This is a genomic window from Bacillus sp. GbtcB14 (assembly GCF_019091205.1).
GTDB lineage: Bacteria > Bacillota > Bacilli > Bacillales > Bacillaceae_G > Bacillus_A > Bacillus_A cereus_AG.
Genome location: NZ_JAGXJT010000012.1, coordinates 18,337 through 35,706, shown reverse-complemented (window position 1 = coordinate 35,706; position 17,370 = coordinate 18,337). Strand labels below are relative to the sequence as shown.

Here is a 17,370-nt window from a genome sequence, read left to right as displayed (position 1 = left end):
ATTTTCCCTTTTAGTATAACAAATAAAGGGTATTCAGGTAAAAATGGGGATGATTATATTTTTTTACTACTTAATACAATCCCACTCACTACATATAAGATAGATGCAATATAAAAAATGGTACCAATCGTAAAGAAATCTACTAAATATCCCGTTGCAATAATTGCTACTGCTCCTCCAATCGATGTCCACACATGATATTTTCCAATCTCATAACCAGCATTTTCTTGCGCAACCTTTCGTGCTAACGACGTCTTCTCGGTATTACGCTGCACAGCACCTAAAACTCCCATTACAATTTGAAGAATGTATACATGCCAGACTTCCGTGGCAATCGGAAAACAAAGCATTAATATCGCCATGGACCAAGCATATATAATTAATAATTTTTGATCGCCTACTCGATCAGACATCTTTCCTACTAACGGATATACAAGTGCTGAAGTTAAAGCAAATAAGCCATACGCCCAGCCAAACTGTGAGAAACTACTTCCAACGTTCCGAAGCAATAATATATAAAAGGGAAATACCATACTTCCCGCCATCATAATGATACTTTGTGAGGCTACAAATCTTCTATATGTCATTTCGTATACTCCCTATAAAATAAATTCACAAATCTCTCTTCTGGATCTACTTCCTTCTTCTTTTGAAGAAATTCTTCTATACGAGGATATGCCCTCTTTAACTGCTCCTTCGTTGGGTAAGAATAGTACGGTAAATAATAACTACCATTATGCTTTAAAGTAACATCGATCATCTTCCGAATGACATCCTCGGTTTTCCTTATCTCGCCCTCTGAGCGTCCCTGATTAATTAAAAGAACCAGCGCAAACATATCATCTTTCGCATAGGATAAAACTGCATTTTCATTCTTTTCCACATAACGAATCGTAATGTTGAGCAAATTCAGCTCTTCTTCAGTTAATGTGTTACGTAAATCATCTATGTATTTTGTGAAAGAATCTACGGGCACAAAGTATTCTTGTAACACTTCTGTCCTATTCGGATTTTCATATTCCATAAAAGCACTGTCTGACCTCATAACATTATTTCGTGTCTCATACTTTCCATCTGTACGTTCAAAATAATTTCTTTGTATATCCCAAAACGTATTCTTTCCCCAGTCGCTATAACGCGATAACCCAAGCAAAAATTTCGGTGCAGCTATAATATTTTCTTCCTTTAATTCACTGTACTCTTCCCTCATATTTTGATTTTGTGCCACTGTATAATCTGTCACATACATCTCTTTTAAAAATGAGTTTGGAGCAACAGAAATACGCGCTAAGTGCATACGAACATTTTCATCTTTTTTCACTTTTTCTTTGAAATAAGACGCGTATTCTTTATAATCTAGTACCTTCGTATGCGTTTCATACAATGCATCATCTGTTAACTGTAGCGTCACATCTAAAATCACGCCAAACAATCCGTACCCTCCAATTACATACGGAAACAAATCAGCATTTTCTTCTCTACTTACATTACGCACCGTACCATCTGCCATTAACAACCTAAACGACTCTACTGTATCAATCAATGCTTCATGACGAATATCACGCCCATGTACATTTACACTTAATGAACCACCAACAGTAAAAATGTTTTGAGATTGCATTACTTGAACTGCCAGACCATATGGATTTATTTTCTTCTGAATATCATTCCACGTGACACCGCTTTGAACCGTGATTCGCTTCTTCTCCGGATCAAATTCTAATATTTTATTATATCCTTTCATATCGAGCATCGTACCGTTCGGATAATATGTTTGTCCTCCTTGACTATGTTGCATACCAGCGATAGAAATCTTCTCTCCTGAAACATTTGCATCTCGCACTAATTGTATTAACGAGCGCTCATCTGTAGCACTTTCAACACGTTTTATTTTTGTCGGAAGCAATTTGCCTACATCACTCATAGTAGGATGATCAAGTTGTTTTTTATATGTATGTACAGACGTTGCAAGCAAAGCGGTATACGCTACAATGACAACTGCTATCTTTCTTTTTTTCAAATGACACTCTCCTTATTAGCAACAAAAAGAGATACCCATTCTTTCAGGTACCTCCCTTAACATTCATTACTTTGCTACTGGTATCTGTATTGGCTCAAACTTTTCGTACGATGTATATTTTGCATTCGTAATAATGTGTGCCTTATCCCTACCATTACTACTCATAATCATATCAATCTTCGCTGATTCATATTTAAAATCTTTTGTAATGATATATTCTCCATCCACTTCTTCTATCTTTGCGTTTTGCGCTTGTAGCATTTTCTTCTGCGTTTCATCCATGCTAGTTAACATACTTTCTGTTTCTTTCCCTTTTAATGTGAACTTCAGTTTGTATTTATCTCCGCTTTTCTCCATCTTCATTTTATCTAACACTACTGCTGGCACTTCTAAATTATCTATAATATCTTGAGTTGCTTTCATCCCACCAGCATTTAATTGCTCCTCTGGTACAGATATAACTTCTCCTGTAGCAGGATTTTTCACCTGACCTGCAACTTTACCATCCACAGTATATACTACAATATCCGTACCAGAAACATTCATTTCAGAACGAGAATTCTTTGTCTTTGGCTCTAATTGCATCTTAGCCTTTAATATATCCATCTCTGTTCCCTCAGCTTTTATCCCTACATCATATGTCATCGTTACATGTTCTTCATTTTTAAAAGCTTCGTTCGTTTTCGTGAAAACATCCTTCGCGGCTAATTCCTTTTCTTTTTGAACTGATTCTTTTTTCGGTTCATCCGTCTTTGCTGTTTTCTCATTACTACATCCTGCACCTAACATAACCGCAAATACTAGACTAGAAGTTAAAATAAGTTTTTTCATAATTCCCCCTCCTTCCCCAAAGGATATCATCTATTTCTCTCTGAAATCTATATAATTTTTAATCTCCCTATTTAACTTTATTCCTCTCATAGCAACATTTTTAAAGAACTAGTTAAATATGATGTAATAACAACTCATTTCAGGAGGTCATTATGAAAGCAATAATTTGCACAAAGTATGGACCACCTAATGTTCTCAAACTTCAGGATGTAGCGAAGCCTACTCCCAAAAAGAATGAAGTATTAGTTAGAATTCACTCAACAAGTGTAACGACTGGAGATTGTAGAATGCGCAGCTTTAATAGCCCTCTCTTATTTTGGATTCCTATGCGGATCATATTAGGTTTTAGAAAACCGAGAAAGCCTATACTCGGTGTAGAGTTATCCGGTGAAATCGAAGAAATAGGAACAGATGTAACTCAATTTAAAAAAGGAGATCAAATTTTTGCATTAACAGAGCTTAATGTCGGTGGTTATGCAGAATATACATGTATACATGAAAGTGGATTAATAGCATTAAAACCTACCAATGTAACGTATGAGGAAGCAGCAATTATTCCCTTTGGCGGAACTTCGGCACTACACTTCCTACGAAAGGCCCGTATAAAAAGGGGGCAACAAGTGCTAATATATGGCGCATCTGGATCAGTAGGAACAGCTGCCGTACAACTTGCTAAATATTTCGGTGCAACCGTTACAGCTGTTTGTAGTCATTCAAATTTTGCACTAGTGCAATCTTTAGGAGCTGATAAAGTAATTGATTATACGAAAGAAGATTTTACTAAGCGGGGCGAATACTATGATGTTATATTTGATGCTGTTGGAAAACATAAAAGATCCCTTGGAAAAAAAGCATTAACGCCTACGGGTGTATATGTATCTGTTAATGGCATGATGGCAAAGGTCAGTAAAGAAGATATGTTTCTACTAAAAAAACTAACTGAAACAGAAAATTTAAAGCCTGTTATTGATAGAACTTACCGATTAGAAGAGATTGCTGAAGCCCATATGTATGTAGAAAACGGGCATAAAAAAGGTAACGTTTCGATTACCTTAAAATAAAATATATTCAGAAAATAGCATTGACAATTCTTTTTGTAAGATTTACTATTAGTACCATATTAAAAAACTACATACACATACTCTTATCAAGAGTGGCGGAGGGACTGGCCCGATGATGCCCGGCAACCGAGCTTATGACGTATAAGCTAAGGTGCTAATTCCTGCAAAACGAGTTTTCGTTTTGGAAGATAAGAGAGGAACCTATTTTGTCTATTCGGCACCTCTCTTATTTTGAGAGGTGCTTTTTATTTTGTAACGTATATGAAGGAGGAATTATAGATGAAAAAGGTATTATTGAGCATTGTAAGTGGAGCGGTATTATTGCTAGGTGCATGTGGTGCTAATTCTGACAAAGAGGTAAAAACATTAGATGAGAAAAAGATTACTGTCGGTGTAACAGGTGGACCACATGAACAAATTTTTGAAAAGGTAAAAGAAGTAGCAGCGAAAGATGGGCTCGAAATTGATGTAAAGGTATTTAATGATTATGTAGCACCAAACGTATCCCTAGATGAAAAAAGTCTTGATGTAAATAGCTATCAAACGAAATCTTATTTAGACGTATTTAAAGCTGAACGTAATATGAAATTAACGGAAGTATTTTCAACAGTTACATTCCCTATGGGCGTATATTCTAAAGACATAAAAGATGTAAAAGACTTAAAAGAGGGCGACGCAATCGCTGTACCAAATGATCCAACGAATGAACTTCGAGCTTTAAAACTATTTGAAAAAGCAGGTGTTTTAAAAGTGGATCCAAAGGCTACAGAAAAAGCGACTGCGAAAGATGTAATTGAAAATCCAAAGAATTTAAAGATTGTTGAATTAGAGGCATCTCAATTACCGACACAACTAAGTGAAGTGAAAGCAGCTGCAATTAATACAAACTTTGCATTAGGTGCAAAATTAAGCCCTGCGAAAGATTCTATCTTCCGTGAGGGAAAAGATTCACCATATGTGAACTGGGTCGTTGTTCGTACTGAAAATAAAGATGATGCTGTTGTAAATAAATTAAAGAAAGCCTATCAATCTAAAGAAGTAAAAGAATTTATCGAGAAAAAATTTGATGGTTCAGTTTTACCATCTTGGTAGGAGCTGACGATAATGATTGAATTAAAAAATGTATCCAAAGTATTTACAACAAAAAAAGGGAATGTAGAAGCTCTTAAACCTACTTCCCTTCAAGTAAAAAAGGGCGAAGTATTTGGAATCATTGGATATAGTGGCGCTGGTAAAAGTACATTAATTCGATGTGTAAATTTATTAGAAAAACCAACGACAGGAAATATTATCGTAAACGAGAAAGATTTAACTACACTGTCGACAAAAGAATTAGCAAAAGCGAGACAAAAAATTGGAATGATTTTTCAAGGGTTCAACTTACTTAAAACCGTTACCGTTTATGAAAATATTGCATTACCTTTACGCCTATCGGGGCTTCCCAAAAATGAAATTGAAAAAAGGGTAGAAAAGTATCTACGTATCGTTGATCTTTTTAATCGAAAAGATTCATATCCAAGTGAACTTTCTGGCGGCCAAAAACAACGTGTAGCAATCGCTCGTGCACTATCTCATGAACCTGAAGTGTTATTAAGTGACGAAGCAACGAGTGCTTTAGACCCCGAAACAACTGAATCTATCCTTGATTTGTTATTAAAGATTAATGAAGAAATCGGGATTACAATTTTATTAATTACACATGAAATGAATGTCATCCAGCGTATATGTGACCGAGTTGCTGTTATGGAACATGGAGCAGTAATCGAAAGTGGGACTGTGAAAGATATTTTCACCAATCCACAACATATAACAACGAAGAAATTCGTAAATAGTGCATTTGCAGCTAAAATTCCAGAAGAGGTACAAAAAGAACTACAAAGAACCGGAGAAATCGTAACACTTTCATTTATAGGAAACTCTTCTGGCGAACCAGCATTAGCTATCGCTACAAAACGTTTTCAAGTGTATCCAAATATTTTATCCGGTAATATCACACAGTTAAAACATGAAGCATATGGGAAACTAGTCATTCATATGCAGGGTGAAAAAAATGAAGTAGACCGCGCTTTATCATTCTTACAAGAGCAAGGGATCATTGTAGAAGGAGGTAGAACAGATTATGGGAAACAAGTCCTTTTTGGATGAATGGGGTAAAGTCATATGGGAAGCAACAATCCAAACATTTCAAATGACATCTATTTCACTATTCATCTCTATCCTTATTGCACTGCCACTTGGTGTCACACTTGTTTTAACGAGACCTGGTGGACAGCACGAAAATAAAATCATTTATCCTATTCTTAATACCGTTATTAATATCATTCGCTCTCTTCCATTTATCATTCTATTATTCTTCATTTTACCTTTCACAAAGTTTCTAATGGGAACATCCATTGGTGTGCAAGGTGTTATCGTACCACTTGTCGTATTCACGGCTCCTTATATTGCACGATTAATGGAGACAGCTTTATTAGAAGTGGATCGTGGTGTTATTGAGGCTTACCAAGCAATGGGCGTTTCTACTATAAAAATCATTTGGCACGTTATGGTGAAAGAAGCTCGTCCCTCCCTTGTACTTGGCTTAACAATTGCAACGATCGGTTTAATCGGTGCAACAGCAATGGCTGGACTTGTAGGTGCTGGCGGTTTGGGTGATTTAGCGTATCGATTCGGACATTTACGCTACGAACCTGAAGTAATGTATGCAACAGTCTTTATTTTAATTATCCTCGTTCAAGGGTTGCAGTCTTTAGGAAATGGTGTTGCACGAAGATTGAAGAAAGATTAAAAAAGAAGGTATCTCACCAGGGTGAGATACCTTCTTTTTATCCCTCTATTTGTGGACAGTAAGCCCCCACCTCAAAATTCAGCGGAAGAAAAGAAGTTAGGTGGGGAATCAACTGCCCGTAAAATCCCGATTGGTGAGGGTTAATAATCAGTGGGGGATGCCCCCCACTGATTAAAGTTTCACTTTATCTTTTAAATCCACCCTCTGAATGAATAACTTGTCCCGTAATCCACTCTGCTTCTTCACTTACTAAAAACTTAATAAGTCTTGCTGCATCCTTTGGCTCACCAATTCTGCCAAAAGGAAACATTGGTTTTAATCCTTTCTTTATCTCTTCATTCATCCACCCTGTGCTAGTTGGTCCTGGATTAATTGCATTCACTGTTATTCCTAAATGGGCCACTTCCGCCGATAACGTACTAGTAAGAGCATCAATAGCTCCCTTTGTTGTTGCATATGCCAGTTCTCCTGCCATAGGCCCTTGAGATTGCCCCGAAGTCATATTCACAATTCTACCACCGGATTTTTTATCAAATCCTCGGGCAAATTGACTACTTAACAACGTAGTCGCACGAACATTTACCATGTAATGCTTATCCAGATCTTCAGCAGTCAAATTAGAGAAGTCATTATTTGTAGAATACGCCGCATTATTAATTAATATATGAGGGTAGCCCAGTTGTTCAGTAACTTTATTTATAAGCTCTTTCGGTGCATCACTCTGAGTTAAATCTAACTCCATACTCGATACTTTCACACCGTTTTTTAGTAACTCTTCTTTTAATTGTATTTGTTCACTTTGATCAACGCCCCAAGGCATCTCTTTATCGTAAGCTGTCCAATATGTAAAAAATATATCGTATCCTGCTTCAGCTAATTCTTTACAAATCGCTGCGCCTATACCATCTAGACGACTTACGCCTGTAACAACTGCTACTTTATGTTTTAATTGATTCATCATATACTCCTCCAATTTTAAAGGATGCATATTTTATATAAGAGATATAAATTTCCCCACATAAGTATCTATCCTTACAAAGGGGATGTACAAGCCAAATATGCAGTCCTTGCATGATTTACAGATAGCTAAATAACCCCTCACTTATGAGAGAAAAATTCATCTATCTAATTTCTAATCATTACAAGTTCATCCACATATTGAGTCCTTGTCTCCTTTCCATATATCTCTATTCTTAGTTTATCAAAACAGATAAAATGTTACAAAAAATAAAACAATTATTCACAACCTACCCTTGTTCACATTCTCTCCATTGTGAATTTTTTCACAATTAATATATAATAAACTTGTAAATACAATATTGGAGGGATTTCAATGGTTATCAATTTTTTAAGAACTGATAAACGTGCTACTTTCATATTATTACTTTTACGGCTTTACATAGGATATGCATGGCTCACTGCTGGAATAGGTAAAGTTTTCGGACAATCCTTTGACGCAAGTGGTTTTCTAAAAGGCGCTATCGCTCAGGCGTCAGGTGATCACCCTGCTGTACAAGTTTGGTGGGCAGATTTCCTTCAACACTTTGTTCTTCCAAATGCAGATCTATTTAGCTTTTTAGTTCAATGGGGCGAAGTTTTAGTAGGTCTAGGTTTGATTTTAGGTGGATTAACAAAAACAGCTGCATTTTTCGGAATCATAATGAACCTTTCATTTTTATTAAGCGGAACTGTTAGTGTAAATCCAAACCTGCTTATTTTAACTATGTTCATTTTAGTTGCAGGACAGAATGCTGGACGTATTGGATTAGATGGCTATGTTTTTCCTAAACTTTTCCGTAAAAACAACCATGAAACATATAAATTAAGTAAAACTGCGTAGTAACAGTTTACTTTTAAAATATAAATAAGAAAAAGAGCCTACGTATAGGCTCTTTCTTATTTACTCTAAATCTTATAGTCATTTAAATCTTCTCAGTAATGATTTAAACGCAGTTTACAACAAGCTGACTCAGTTGCACAGCAAAAACACCTGTGCCAATATCCATTATATAGTACTAAAAATCTTTCATACTTTCTCCAAGAATATAGTGTGAAAACCACATCAAATTCTGCTTCATAATGGCCACATGAATTCCTGGCTGATTAGAACTATATGCCATTCCTTTAAATATCATTAATTCTGTATCAACTTCCATATCTCTTAACCCTTGATGTAGCTCATATGCATTTGTAATTGGAATTCTTGCATCTTTTTCCCCATGTTGAATTAAGGTAGGCGTACAAGCTGATTTAATATATGTCATTGCTGATGTTTTCTTATATATCTCTGGATCATTCCATGGAGTATCTCCTAAATACATTCTAATAAAGTAAGGGATATCTGTATGTACATAATGAGTACTCCAGTTAGTAATTCCGCCCCCCACCGAAATAGCTTTGAATCTACTACTAAATGTAGAACAGAAAGCTGATATATATCCCCCGTTACTCCATCCCATTACTCCTACTCTATCTTTATCTACAATCCCTTCTTCAACTAGTTTATCCACTCCAGATATCACATCCTCATAGTCAGCAATTCCTTGTTTCCTATGATTTGCTTTTAAGAATTCATTACCATAACCAGAACTTCCCCTGTAGTTTGGTTCTAAAACGATAAAGCCTTTTTCAACAAACTGTTCAATCGGATACTTCTCATTAAAACAGTCTGAAAATATCGGAAAGGACGCCCAAGCCGGACCACCATGGATTACTACTAATAAAGGATATTTTTTATTTGCGTTAAACTCTACAGGGGTTGATAAAACACCCTCTATTTCAAGGCCATCACTACTTTGCCATGAGATGATTTCCCTGTTACTTTTAATCTTGCTTTCGAAAAAGCTATTTTCATTCGTTATTTTTTTATCATCCAAATAGATTTCAAAAGTTTCATTTGTTATAGCCTTATTATAAGCTATATGGTTTCCATCCATTGTTATGAAGGCATCCATTATAAAGCCATCTACTTTGTCACTTAACATTTCCACAGTGCCATCCTCACATAGCAATCCAATACAGTAATTCGTTTTATCCTGCCATCGAATTAAAATTCCTTTAGCTGTCCACTGTAATGGCATAATCGTACTATCAAAATTTGTTAAAGGGACAATTCGTTCTCCAGTATTCAGATCATATATCTCTAATGTACTCTCTTGTATATGGTTTTTATAGTAATCCTTCTCTCTTATGCTTGCTGAGTAACATATTTTGCTGCCCTCAGGAGAAAAACAAACACTCCCTCCCAATAACTTATCTGTATTCATCTTTTGTAGTTCCCTAGATTCAACATCTAATATGTATAGATCACCATTCATATGATCATTTAGGCTTGGTGTAGCCATACATACAACCTTTTTCCCATCATTTGAAATATCAAAATTATGTATATAAAAATCCTTACCATCCATTAGTTGATAAACACCGTTAATCTCGCGTTCCTCTTTATCATTTTGTATCACTTTTTCTATTTCAATGTAATATAAACAATTGTTCTGGTGTTCCTTACCTACATGTTGAAAATCTCCATATAGTTCCTTACGTTTCTTTATTTCCTCACATTCTTTTGACTGTGCAATATAATAAAAACCTTTACCCGTAGGATCCCATTTGAATGTACTGATCCCTTCTTTCTCATCAGTAATTTGAACCCTATCATAACCATCCATTGACTTAACAAAGATCTGATTTTCCCCATCACCAACAGGGCTAAGGTATGCGATATCCCTAGAATCTGGGGACCATATTGGGCATGTACTATCTATATCCATATTCATATTCGTTAATGGATAACTTTGCCCTTTATCTGTTTCATATATCCATACATGATTTCTATATGTATTGCTCTTCCAGTTAGCTGTTCTCTTAACAAACGCTACGTTTTTTCCGTCATCGCTTATATTTGTACTTGATAAGGTCGGTAATGAAATAATCTCTTCTATACTTAAATATGTTTTTTCATTCACTTTCATTAATACCCCCTTGTAATGTCCATAAATCTCTCGTCTCTTTTTGTAGTAATAAAGGAAATTGTTCACGAATACTTAAAATAATAACGGAAAATTCAGATAAATAAAAGTAGTTTTATTCCAAATCCGATAAAATAAAGTAAAACTTTTATTAGCAGGGTTCTGTCCATCTCTCTCTATCCATTTTTCAATTTTAGATATTCTTTTTCGACACAAAAATACCCCTTTAGATAAAATATCTAAAGGGGTACAAATTCATAAATTTATTTTAAAGCCATAACTATATGTTCATAACCAACAAAGTCACATACTAAAAAGTTCTAAAACCATCATCCCTACGTTCAAGGGAAAATAATCCATACAATAAAGTTACATACTGAAAAAAATAGGAGTGACAAACAAAGTTGTATACTGGCATCAATCTTCTTCATATAGAGGAAAAGGATAGGAATCCAAAGTCCATGTTTTGTCATTTAAGTCTCTTGGATGTCTGGGCTTTAGTCCTTTTTCATCTTGAAAACACATTACTTTTTTGTTAAATGGATAAATCAGATTTTCTATTTCTCTTTTTCTTCTTGTATGCTTGTCCCTTGTCCATGCAACAATAATAAGTTCTGCATCTTTGCAAGCTTTATATATAAATTTATCATTTTCTGATTCAAAGACTTCTTCTCTCTCTTTTAAATACGAGGGATTTGTAGTCATGTAGGAAAATATATTTACTATAGTCATGGAACCATAATTATTTTTAATTAAGAAATTTTGAACATTCATTACAGTTTTATCAGTTATGAATAACTCTGCCTTGCTAGGATTTAACATAATGATGGTTGCATTATCTTTTGTATCATCCCATGTTCTTGTTAACTGATAACGATATTTTTCATTATCAGACATGAATACCTCACATTTCATTATGCCCTCTTTTTTCTTCATCATTTTTTCATCCCACTGTTCGCATAATTTATTATTGATTCTGTTATAACTATTTTAGTAATAGCAATGGATAACAAAGAAAAAGCCTTTGATTAAAAATCAAAGACTTTTTCACTGTTTAAATAATTGTAATTTTTAAAACGTTGTAATTTTTAAAGTATTGTTTTTTTAATAACTTGTTTTTTTTAAAAGTATTGTATTTTTTTATATTCTTATTATATACAAGAAAATTAAAAAGATGCAATATTTTTTTGTTTATTTTTGTGTGAATTTATTATAGTAGCTCATAATTTTATTTTCAGCAAAGTAATTATTAATTTTATGAATTGGCTTTGGATCTTGGAAATACTTCTCAAACTCTGGTGTAATAATACCTATATGTTCTCTATTTGAGGATCCGATTGTATACTTATGTATTACAATATCGCCCTCTTTTTCCAATAAACTCAGCAATCTTATGACTTCATATTCAAATATTTTATGCCACTTTACTGTGCTCTCTACATATCTTTCTAGTGAAATACACGGTGGAACTTTCCCTTGATCAATAAAATCTTTTTGTATATAGTTACTTAAATTATTTTTTATTTCCTCTTTTAACCCATTTACCTCATCAATTTTTATTTCTAAAATATCGTCAATAAAAAAGTGTTGATTTGGACACGCTAATAAAACTTCATCATAATTACTTTTGAATAAGACTAAAGATACATTATCTTTTACTTTTCTCGCTGTTTTAATTAATGGAGTCATATCTTTATCATTTGAAATTATGATTATACAATCTAAATTTTTGTTACTATAAACTTGTTCTAGAACATCTGCTGTAATTTGGATATCAGCATAGTTTTTTCCATTGTTTGTAGTATGTCGAGTATCAATTCCAAATTGATGAAGTTTAGTTTGATGAAAAGAATCGTGCATATCTTTTATATCAAAATTGCAATACGCTATCATATCTAAAATAGAATAGCCTTTATCTTCTAAAAATTTTTTTAGCTTATTGAAAAAGTTGCACTCAAAAATATTCTTATACCCATTAATAAGGTTGTAGTGTACATTTTCATAATCAATATAAACTATTGTGTTTAATTTTTCTTTATCCATATGTCCCGTTCCTTTTGAAAATTTTACAATTTTATTAAGATTCCTTAATATGATATTCTGCAAATATATTGCTAATCCCTTTTTTTATTACATAAAATACATTTACTTCAATTGAATATTATCATTTCTGCAAAAAACCACCTTAGATATACACAGCAATAGGTGTAATCTCAATAGCAGGTCCTTTTAACACAAATGATTCTTCCGTAATTTCATCAACATCAAAATATACATTGCCAGCAGAATTATTTTGCATGAATTTTTCTATCAATTCTTCTGGTTTCACTCTCATTCTTCCTGGCAATAGTTTAATTAAATCTACCGATTGAAGGGGTCGAATAATTTTACGAACTTTCCCTAAAATTCTCATCTGTCCTTCGATTTCATAGCGATCTTCTATAAAGTCAGTAACCTTTAATGTTGTGAAAAATTTATACCCATTTGTTGCTTCATCTTCTGGGTCAATAATCATTGTTGTTTTATCGGATGTAAAAAATGTAGTAAATGCTTGTATTTTTTCAGGTTCTATATCGCTCATTGCTAAAGATGGTGCCATTTCCATAAGAGGTTGAAATTTTCGTACTGCATCCATAGAACTTGCTAATACTAATTCTGCTGGAGATTGTTTAAATACTCCTTCCACCTCTACAAATTCCCCTGTTTTTAATTGCTTTAAAATTCCTTCATCGTATCCTATTAATGATTGAACAGTACCTTTTTCGTTCAATAGCGTATAAAGATCTTTAAAAAGAGAAGAGTTTGTACTTTTTACATTAGTTTCTTTGTTTTCTGTTGTTGAATCAACCATATTATATTTAGCAAGCACTTTAAAAACTTCTGCACTTATCTGCACATCATGTTTTTTATCTTTACTTTGCGTGATTTTATATTCAGTAGCAAAATTATCAAGGAGCATACTTAATAACTCTTCTACTTTTCTTCGATCACAATAATATAACTCAGGTATAAACATATCCCCACTTCTTTCTGTGAATTTTCTCTATCTTTTTCCCAAATCGAAAAATATGTATTAAGCCAGTATTGTTACTCCAACTCGTTCAGATGGCTCCTCATACTCCATTTCTAAAATAGGATAATCAACTTCTTCTCCGTCATCAAGTGTTATTCTTGTCGGACGTTGATAATATATATTTGTTAATAATTGTTTAGCTGCTTCTGAATACCATCTATCAGCTGTCGGTTTTCTCCCAATATTCATATCAATATGATATTTATTTTGACTATTTCTTATATCATATCTTGTACGTTCTCGAATTTGCTGTAATATTTTAACGCCTTCACTATTATGTTTTTCCCAATCGTTGGTAATATCAGACAATCTATATTGATAAATAGCTGTTAATGCCTCTGGATTTAAATCTTGAACACTTAATACATTAAATAAATGTTCTTCATCGGAAAATGCATTTAAAGTCGCGATGTTTACATTTAGTTGAGTAGTTTTACTTCTAACAATGTTATAAACGCTTCGCGAAAGATTTCTGAGTAACTTCATGTTCACTTTATCAACTACCACACTCTTACCAAGCGTCTTATATAGTTCAATATAATCATCAACTACTATTACATTAACGCGTAAAGAACGATTATTACCTAAATCAATTAATTTCTCTTTTGCCATTGGTTGTTCTTTATTGATATGTTCTTGCCATTCTACCAACCAAATATTAGAGATTAGGTGATTTGCATCATCCAACATTTCAGCAATATCTGATAAAATATCTTTTATATTTTCGTCTTGCACAGAATACCCCATTATCACTAATGGGTGCTCAATGAAATAAGTTAATAGCTGTGCAGATAAGTATTTTTTCTTTTTCATAAAATGCTTATAATCTTCTTGATGTAGAACAATACTATTAGCTTCTTTTGTTGTTCCGTGGATTTTCAAGATTTCTCCTACATGTGTATACATAGACCTTCTTATAATCTGTTGTCCAACTATTACTTCATAATTAGGAAAAATTTTTTCTAACATTTCATCATAATTGGTTGTTATGATAGCATGTGGGTCTATTTGGCTCAATAATTGCAATTCCTCTAGGGCTGGATGTGTCAAATTATCATATTCTGTTTCAAAGGTCTTGCAATAACTACTAATAATATCAACTGCTTTTGACTTTAAGCATATATCCTTCTCAAATTCTCTTAAATAAACATATGCAGGAAAAACCTCTTCTGCTATCACATCTTTTTGAAAAGCATACTTAAAATAGGGATTAACAAATTGTTCAGCAACACCTGGTAAATTATCTTTTCCATTCTCTCTTGTATCTTTAATATAATAATCCAATGACGAATCAATAAGAGGGTTTTCTTCTATGATTTTTTCTAACAACCCTATCCAAGAAGGTGATCCCATATATCTTCTTGATATTCCTGAACCGACGAATAAAATAGGTCGACATTGCATCTCTTTAATACAATTCAATAAATTATCTAGTGATTCTGTTAGATAATTGTTATATAAATCAGTCATATTATTATGTTCCTTTCCTTATTGTATAAAAATCGCCCAAAATTTGTATTTATCTATAATTATAACTTTTTTTATCATATTTTGTCATATTATTAACACTTGATATTAAGAGTGATAATAAGCGTTTCAAATCTTCCAATTAAATGAATGCACTTGTTTTTATTCATAAAATATCCATTCTTTGTTGCTTTACATGGTATTAATGACATAACATAAAAGGCTTCCTTTTTACAAGGAAGCCTTTTATGTTATGTCATACTCATTTTGATCCACTAACAATGTAATCATTCGTTTCACTTCATTTGATACTGTATTTCTCAATCCCGCTTCACGATATATTTTCCACTCTTTTAACTCTTCACCATTAATTTTCATATTTTTTACTATCCATCTTACACGTCGTATTTGGAACGTTTCTATATCTTCAATCACACTATTTATATATACGATGGTCTTTGGTATCTTATCAGATTTTTTCTGTATAAGTGAAAGTTTATTGATCCTTTTTCCGATTGTACTTATTGTGATTTGATTTGGTTTATTATCACCGATATCCCATTGTTTTATCACCTTTTGAACTTCCTTTAACATCTCCTCGTCTCGTTTAGACCAATCGACTCGTTTCTTAGCAGTAATTATTTTTTGTTTTTCAGGAGAATGTTCATTTAACCATTCTCGATCATGACGATACAAAAACGCAAATACATCGGGTTTTTCTTTACGCAATTCTAACTTTGAAAAGTGTGGATATTCTTTCCGAAGTTTCAACCATATCTCTTTTCTAATATGCAAAGCATCTTCATTGGATGCTGCCTTGATATTCCGTTGAAAACGTGCTTTCTTTTCTGCTACTTCTCTAGATTCACCGCTCCATGAATAATCGAGTTCCAGCATTGTCGCTTGCCTCTTTACAGTTATTGGATCAACGTTTAGCTTTTTGGCAATACCAGTTAATGTACCACCATCTCGAATCAATACCTTAAGTTTATTCTTCCACACATCACCAAAGTCTTTAATACGTCCGATCTTATATTTATCTTCTGTAATCGTGTCGGGTCCTCTTCGCGAATACACAAACCCACAGTGACATGTGAAAGTACCAACTGGACGTTTTGTATCGTAACATCTTGTTATCACAAGATTTTTCACCACTGATTTCATGTAATCCTTACAAGCTACGTTTAAACAACACCACGGACCACTACCAAAAGGTTCGTATGTCTCTCCCTTCTCAAAGTAATTACGCAAAGCATCACCTAAAAATATCATGATTAATAGATGACGTATTGGATGAAACGATTTACGGTGCCGCTGAAAGATCATCGTTAACCAATCTGTTTCATCAAAATTTATATTTGATTGTAGGAGTTCCAGTAAAGACCCACTATACGTTTTACAGAAAGAATGATACAAATCTTTTCTTCTAACTCTTCCTGAAAAACTAGCTAATCCTCTTTCTTTTAATTTTGATACATATTGTTGTTGCAGTTGAACCTGATTCTGTTGCTGATAATTACTATTCAATAATTCTTCAACATATTTTGCATAAGTAAGTAAAACTTCCTTATCTCTTTCGTTGACTTCCAACAATTTTTTCTTATTTGCAGTATTTTCAGGTGTCGCAATAATATATTCGTGTTGATTACCCGCTTTTACTGGAACTATTGTTTCATATAAAAACGTTTGATGTTTTGGGCAAATATACACTCCAGGTACTTGATGGATACGATGCCAATAAATTTCACCGTAATTTTCCATATCTTCCTTACAACATTCGCTACAGTGCATAAAATTTTCTTTGGGAAGAATATTACTTGCAGATATACCTGAAGTTGTATGGATACGGTCACCCTTATCACTAATCATTAAGCTTTTTACTTTTTGATATTGTTTAGGGAAGAAAAACGCACCATAATACGGAAACAAGGTATGATTATAAATAAAATAACCTACATTAAATATCGGGTTTTCTATTCTATTTACTAATGTATCCAAATTAGCAGGCAAATCAACAACCGAGCGTACGGTTCTCTTACCGAATAGTTCTTCAGTCGTTTGTTTTGGACTAACATTCCCAACCATCATATGATAACGTGATAATACACTATATAATAATTCATCAGGATGTGGTGTTGGAAAATAATATAACATGTATTTCC

Annotated in this window: 15 protein-coding genes and 1 riboswitch; of the genes, 5 read left to right on the top strand and 10 right to left on the bottom strand. The window is 33.4% G+C overall.

Features of this window, described 5'->3' with window-relative positions:
• Window positions 1-53: 53 nt before the first annotated feature.
• The 3 genes from KVT31_RS24805 to KVT31_RS24795 all read right to left on the bottom strand — a co-directional run bounded on the left by KVT31_RS24805 (window position 54) and on the right by KVT31_RS24795 (window position 2,851).
• Complete coding sequence (locus tag KVT31_RS24805) at window positions 54-587, bottom strand: MFS transporter (RefSeq protein WP_088094853.1); 534 nt, start codon at window positions 585-587, stop codon at window positions 54-56.
• Window positions 584-2,020 carry an FAD-binding oxidoreductase gene (locus tag KVT31_RS24800; protein WP_088094854.1) on the bottom strand — a complete coding sequence of 479 codons (1,437 nt, stop codon included), beginning with the start codon at window positions 2,018-2,020 and terminating at the stop codon, window positions 584-586. The genes KVT31_RS24805 and KVT31_RS24800 overlap by 4 nt, the downstream gene beginning before the upstream one ends.
• Before the next feature lie 66 nt (window positions 2,021-2,086).
• The gene (locus tag KVT31_RS24795; RefSeq protein ID WP_088094855.1) at window positions 2,087-2,851 is read right to left on the bottom strand and encodes a hypothetical protein; all 765 of its coding nucleotides are present in this window, start codon (window positions 2,849-2,851) and stop codon (window positions 2,087-2,089) included.
• Between the two features lie 152 nt (window positions 2,852-3,003).
• Here KVT31_RS24795 and KVT31_RS24790 point away from each other — a divergent pair, with 152 nt between their 5' ends.
• The 4 genes from KVT31_RS24790 (at window position 3,004) to KVT31_RS24775 (ending at window position 6,700) form a co-directional block, all read left to right on the top strand.
• Window positions 3,004-3,912 (top strand): NAD(P)-dependent alcohol dehydrogenase, encoded by a 909-nt coding sequence (locus KVT31_RS24790; RefSeq protein ID WP_088094856.1) that lies wholly within the window; start codon window positions 3,004-3,006, stop codon window positions 3,910-3,912.
• 80 nt (window positions 3,913-3,992) lie between these two features.
• A riboswitch (SAM riboswitch) is annotated at window positions 3,993-4,107 on the top strand.
• Window positions 4,108-4,191: 84 nt separating this feature from the next.
• Window positions 4,192-5,004: a MetQ/NlpA family ABC transporter substrate-binding protein gene (locus tag KVT31_RS24785; RefSeq protein ID WP_088094857.1), complete on the top strand. Its 813-nt coding sequence runs from the start codon at window positions 4,192-4,194 to the stop codon at window positions 5,002-5,004.
• Between the two features lie 12 nt (window positions 5,005-5,016).
• Window positions 5,017-6,057 carry a methionine ABC transporter ATP-binding protein gene (locus KVT31_RS24780; protein ID WP_088094858.1) on the top strand — a complete coding sequence of 347 codons (1,041 nt, stop codon included), beginning with the start codon at window positions 5,017-5,019 and terminating at the stop codon, window positions 6,055-6,057.
• A complete protein-coding gene (locus tag KVT31_RS24775) occupies window positions 6,032-6,700 on the top strand; it encodes a methionine ABC transporter permease (protein ID WP_088094859.1) in 669 nt (222 codons plus the stop codon). The genes KVT31_RS24780 and KVT31_RS24775 overlap by 26 nt, the downstream gene beginning before the upstream one ends.
• A gap of 184 nt (window positions 6,701-6,884) precedes the next feature.
• On the opposite strand, the gene KVT31_RS24770 is transcribed toward KVT31_RS24775, so the two are convergent.
• Window positions 6,885-7,661 (bottom strand): SDR family oxidoreductase, encoded by a 777-nt coding sequence (locus KVT31_RS24770; RefSeq protein ID WP_140392313.1) that lies wholly within the window; start codon window positions 7,659-7,661, stop codon window positions 6,885-6,887.
• 372 nt (window positions 7,662-8,033) lie between these two features.
• Between KVT31_RS24770 and KVT31_RS24765 the strand changes: the two genes are divergently transcribed.
• Entirely contained in the window at window positions 8,034-8,540 is a 507-nt protein-coding gene (locus KVT31_RS24765; RefSeq protein ID WP_088094861.1) for a DoxX family membrane protein, read from the top strand.
• A gap of 175 nt (window positions 8,541-8,715) precedes the next feature.
• On the opposite strand, the gene KVT31_RS24760 is transcribed toward KVT31_RS24765, so the two are convergent.
• The 6 genes from KVT31_RS24760 to KVT31_RS24735 form a co-directional block, all read right to left on the bottom strand.
• Entirely contained in the window at window positions 8,716-10,671 is a 1,956-nt protein-coding gene (locus tag KVT31_RS24760; protein ID WP_088094862.1) for a S9 family peptidase, read from the bottom strand.
• 414 nt (window positions 10,672-11,085) lie between these two features.
• On the bottom strand, window positions 11,086-11,604 hold the full coding sequence (locus KVT31_RS24755) for a DUF1643 domain-containing protein (protein WP_170930110.1): 519 nt from the start codon (window positions 11,602-11,604) through the stop codon (window positions 11,086-11,088).
• 255 nt (window positions 11,605-11,859) lie between these two features.
• Window positions 11,860-12,711, bottom strand: coding sequence for an NYN domain-containing protein (locus KVT31_RS24750; RefSeq protein WP_140392314.1), 852 nt, complete (start codon window positions 12,709-12,711; stop codon window positions 11,860-11,862).
• A 142-nt stretch (window positions 12,712-12,853) separates the two neighbouring features.
• Entirely contained in the window at window positions 12,854-13,684 is an 831-nt protein-coding gene (locus tag KVT31_RS24745) for a DUF6414 family protein (RefSeq protein ID WP_088094865.1), read from the bottom strand.
• A 57-nt stretch (window positions 13,685-13,741) separates the two neighbouring features.
• The gene (locus KVT31_RS24740; RefSeq protein WP_088094866.1) at window positions 13,742-15,211 is read right to left on the bottom strand and encodes an SIR2 family protein; all 1,470 of its coding nucleotides are present in this window, start codon (window positions 15,209-15,211) and stop codon (window positions 13,742-13,744) included.
• Window positions 15,212-15,454: 243 nt separating this feature from the next.
• Entirely contained in the window at window positions 15,455-17,362 is a 1,908-nt protein-coding gene (locus tag KVT31_RS24735; protein ID WP_088094867.1) for a TnsD family Tn7-like transposition protein, read from the bottom strand.
• Window positions 17,363-17,370 lie beyond the last annotated feature (8 nt).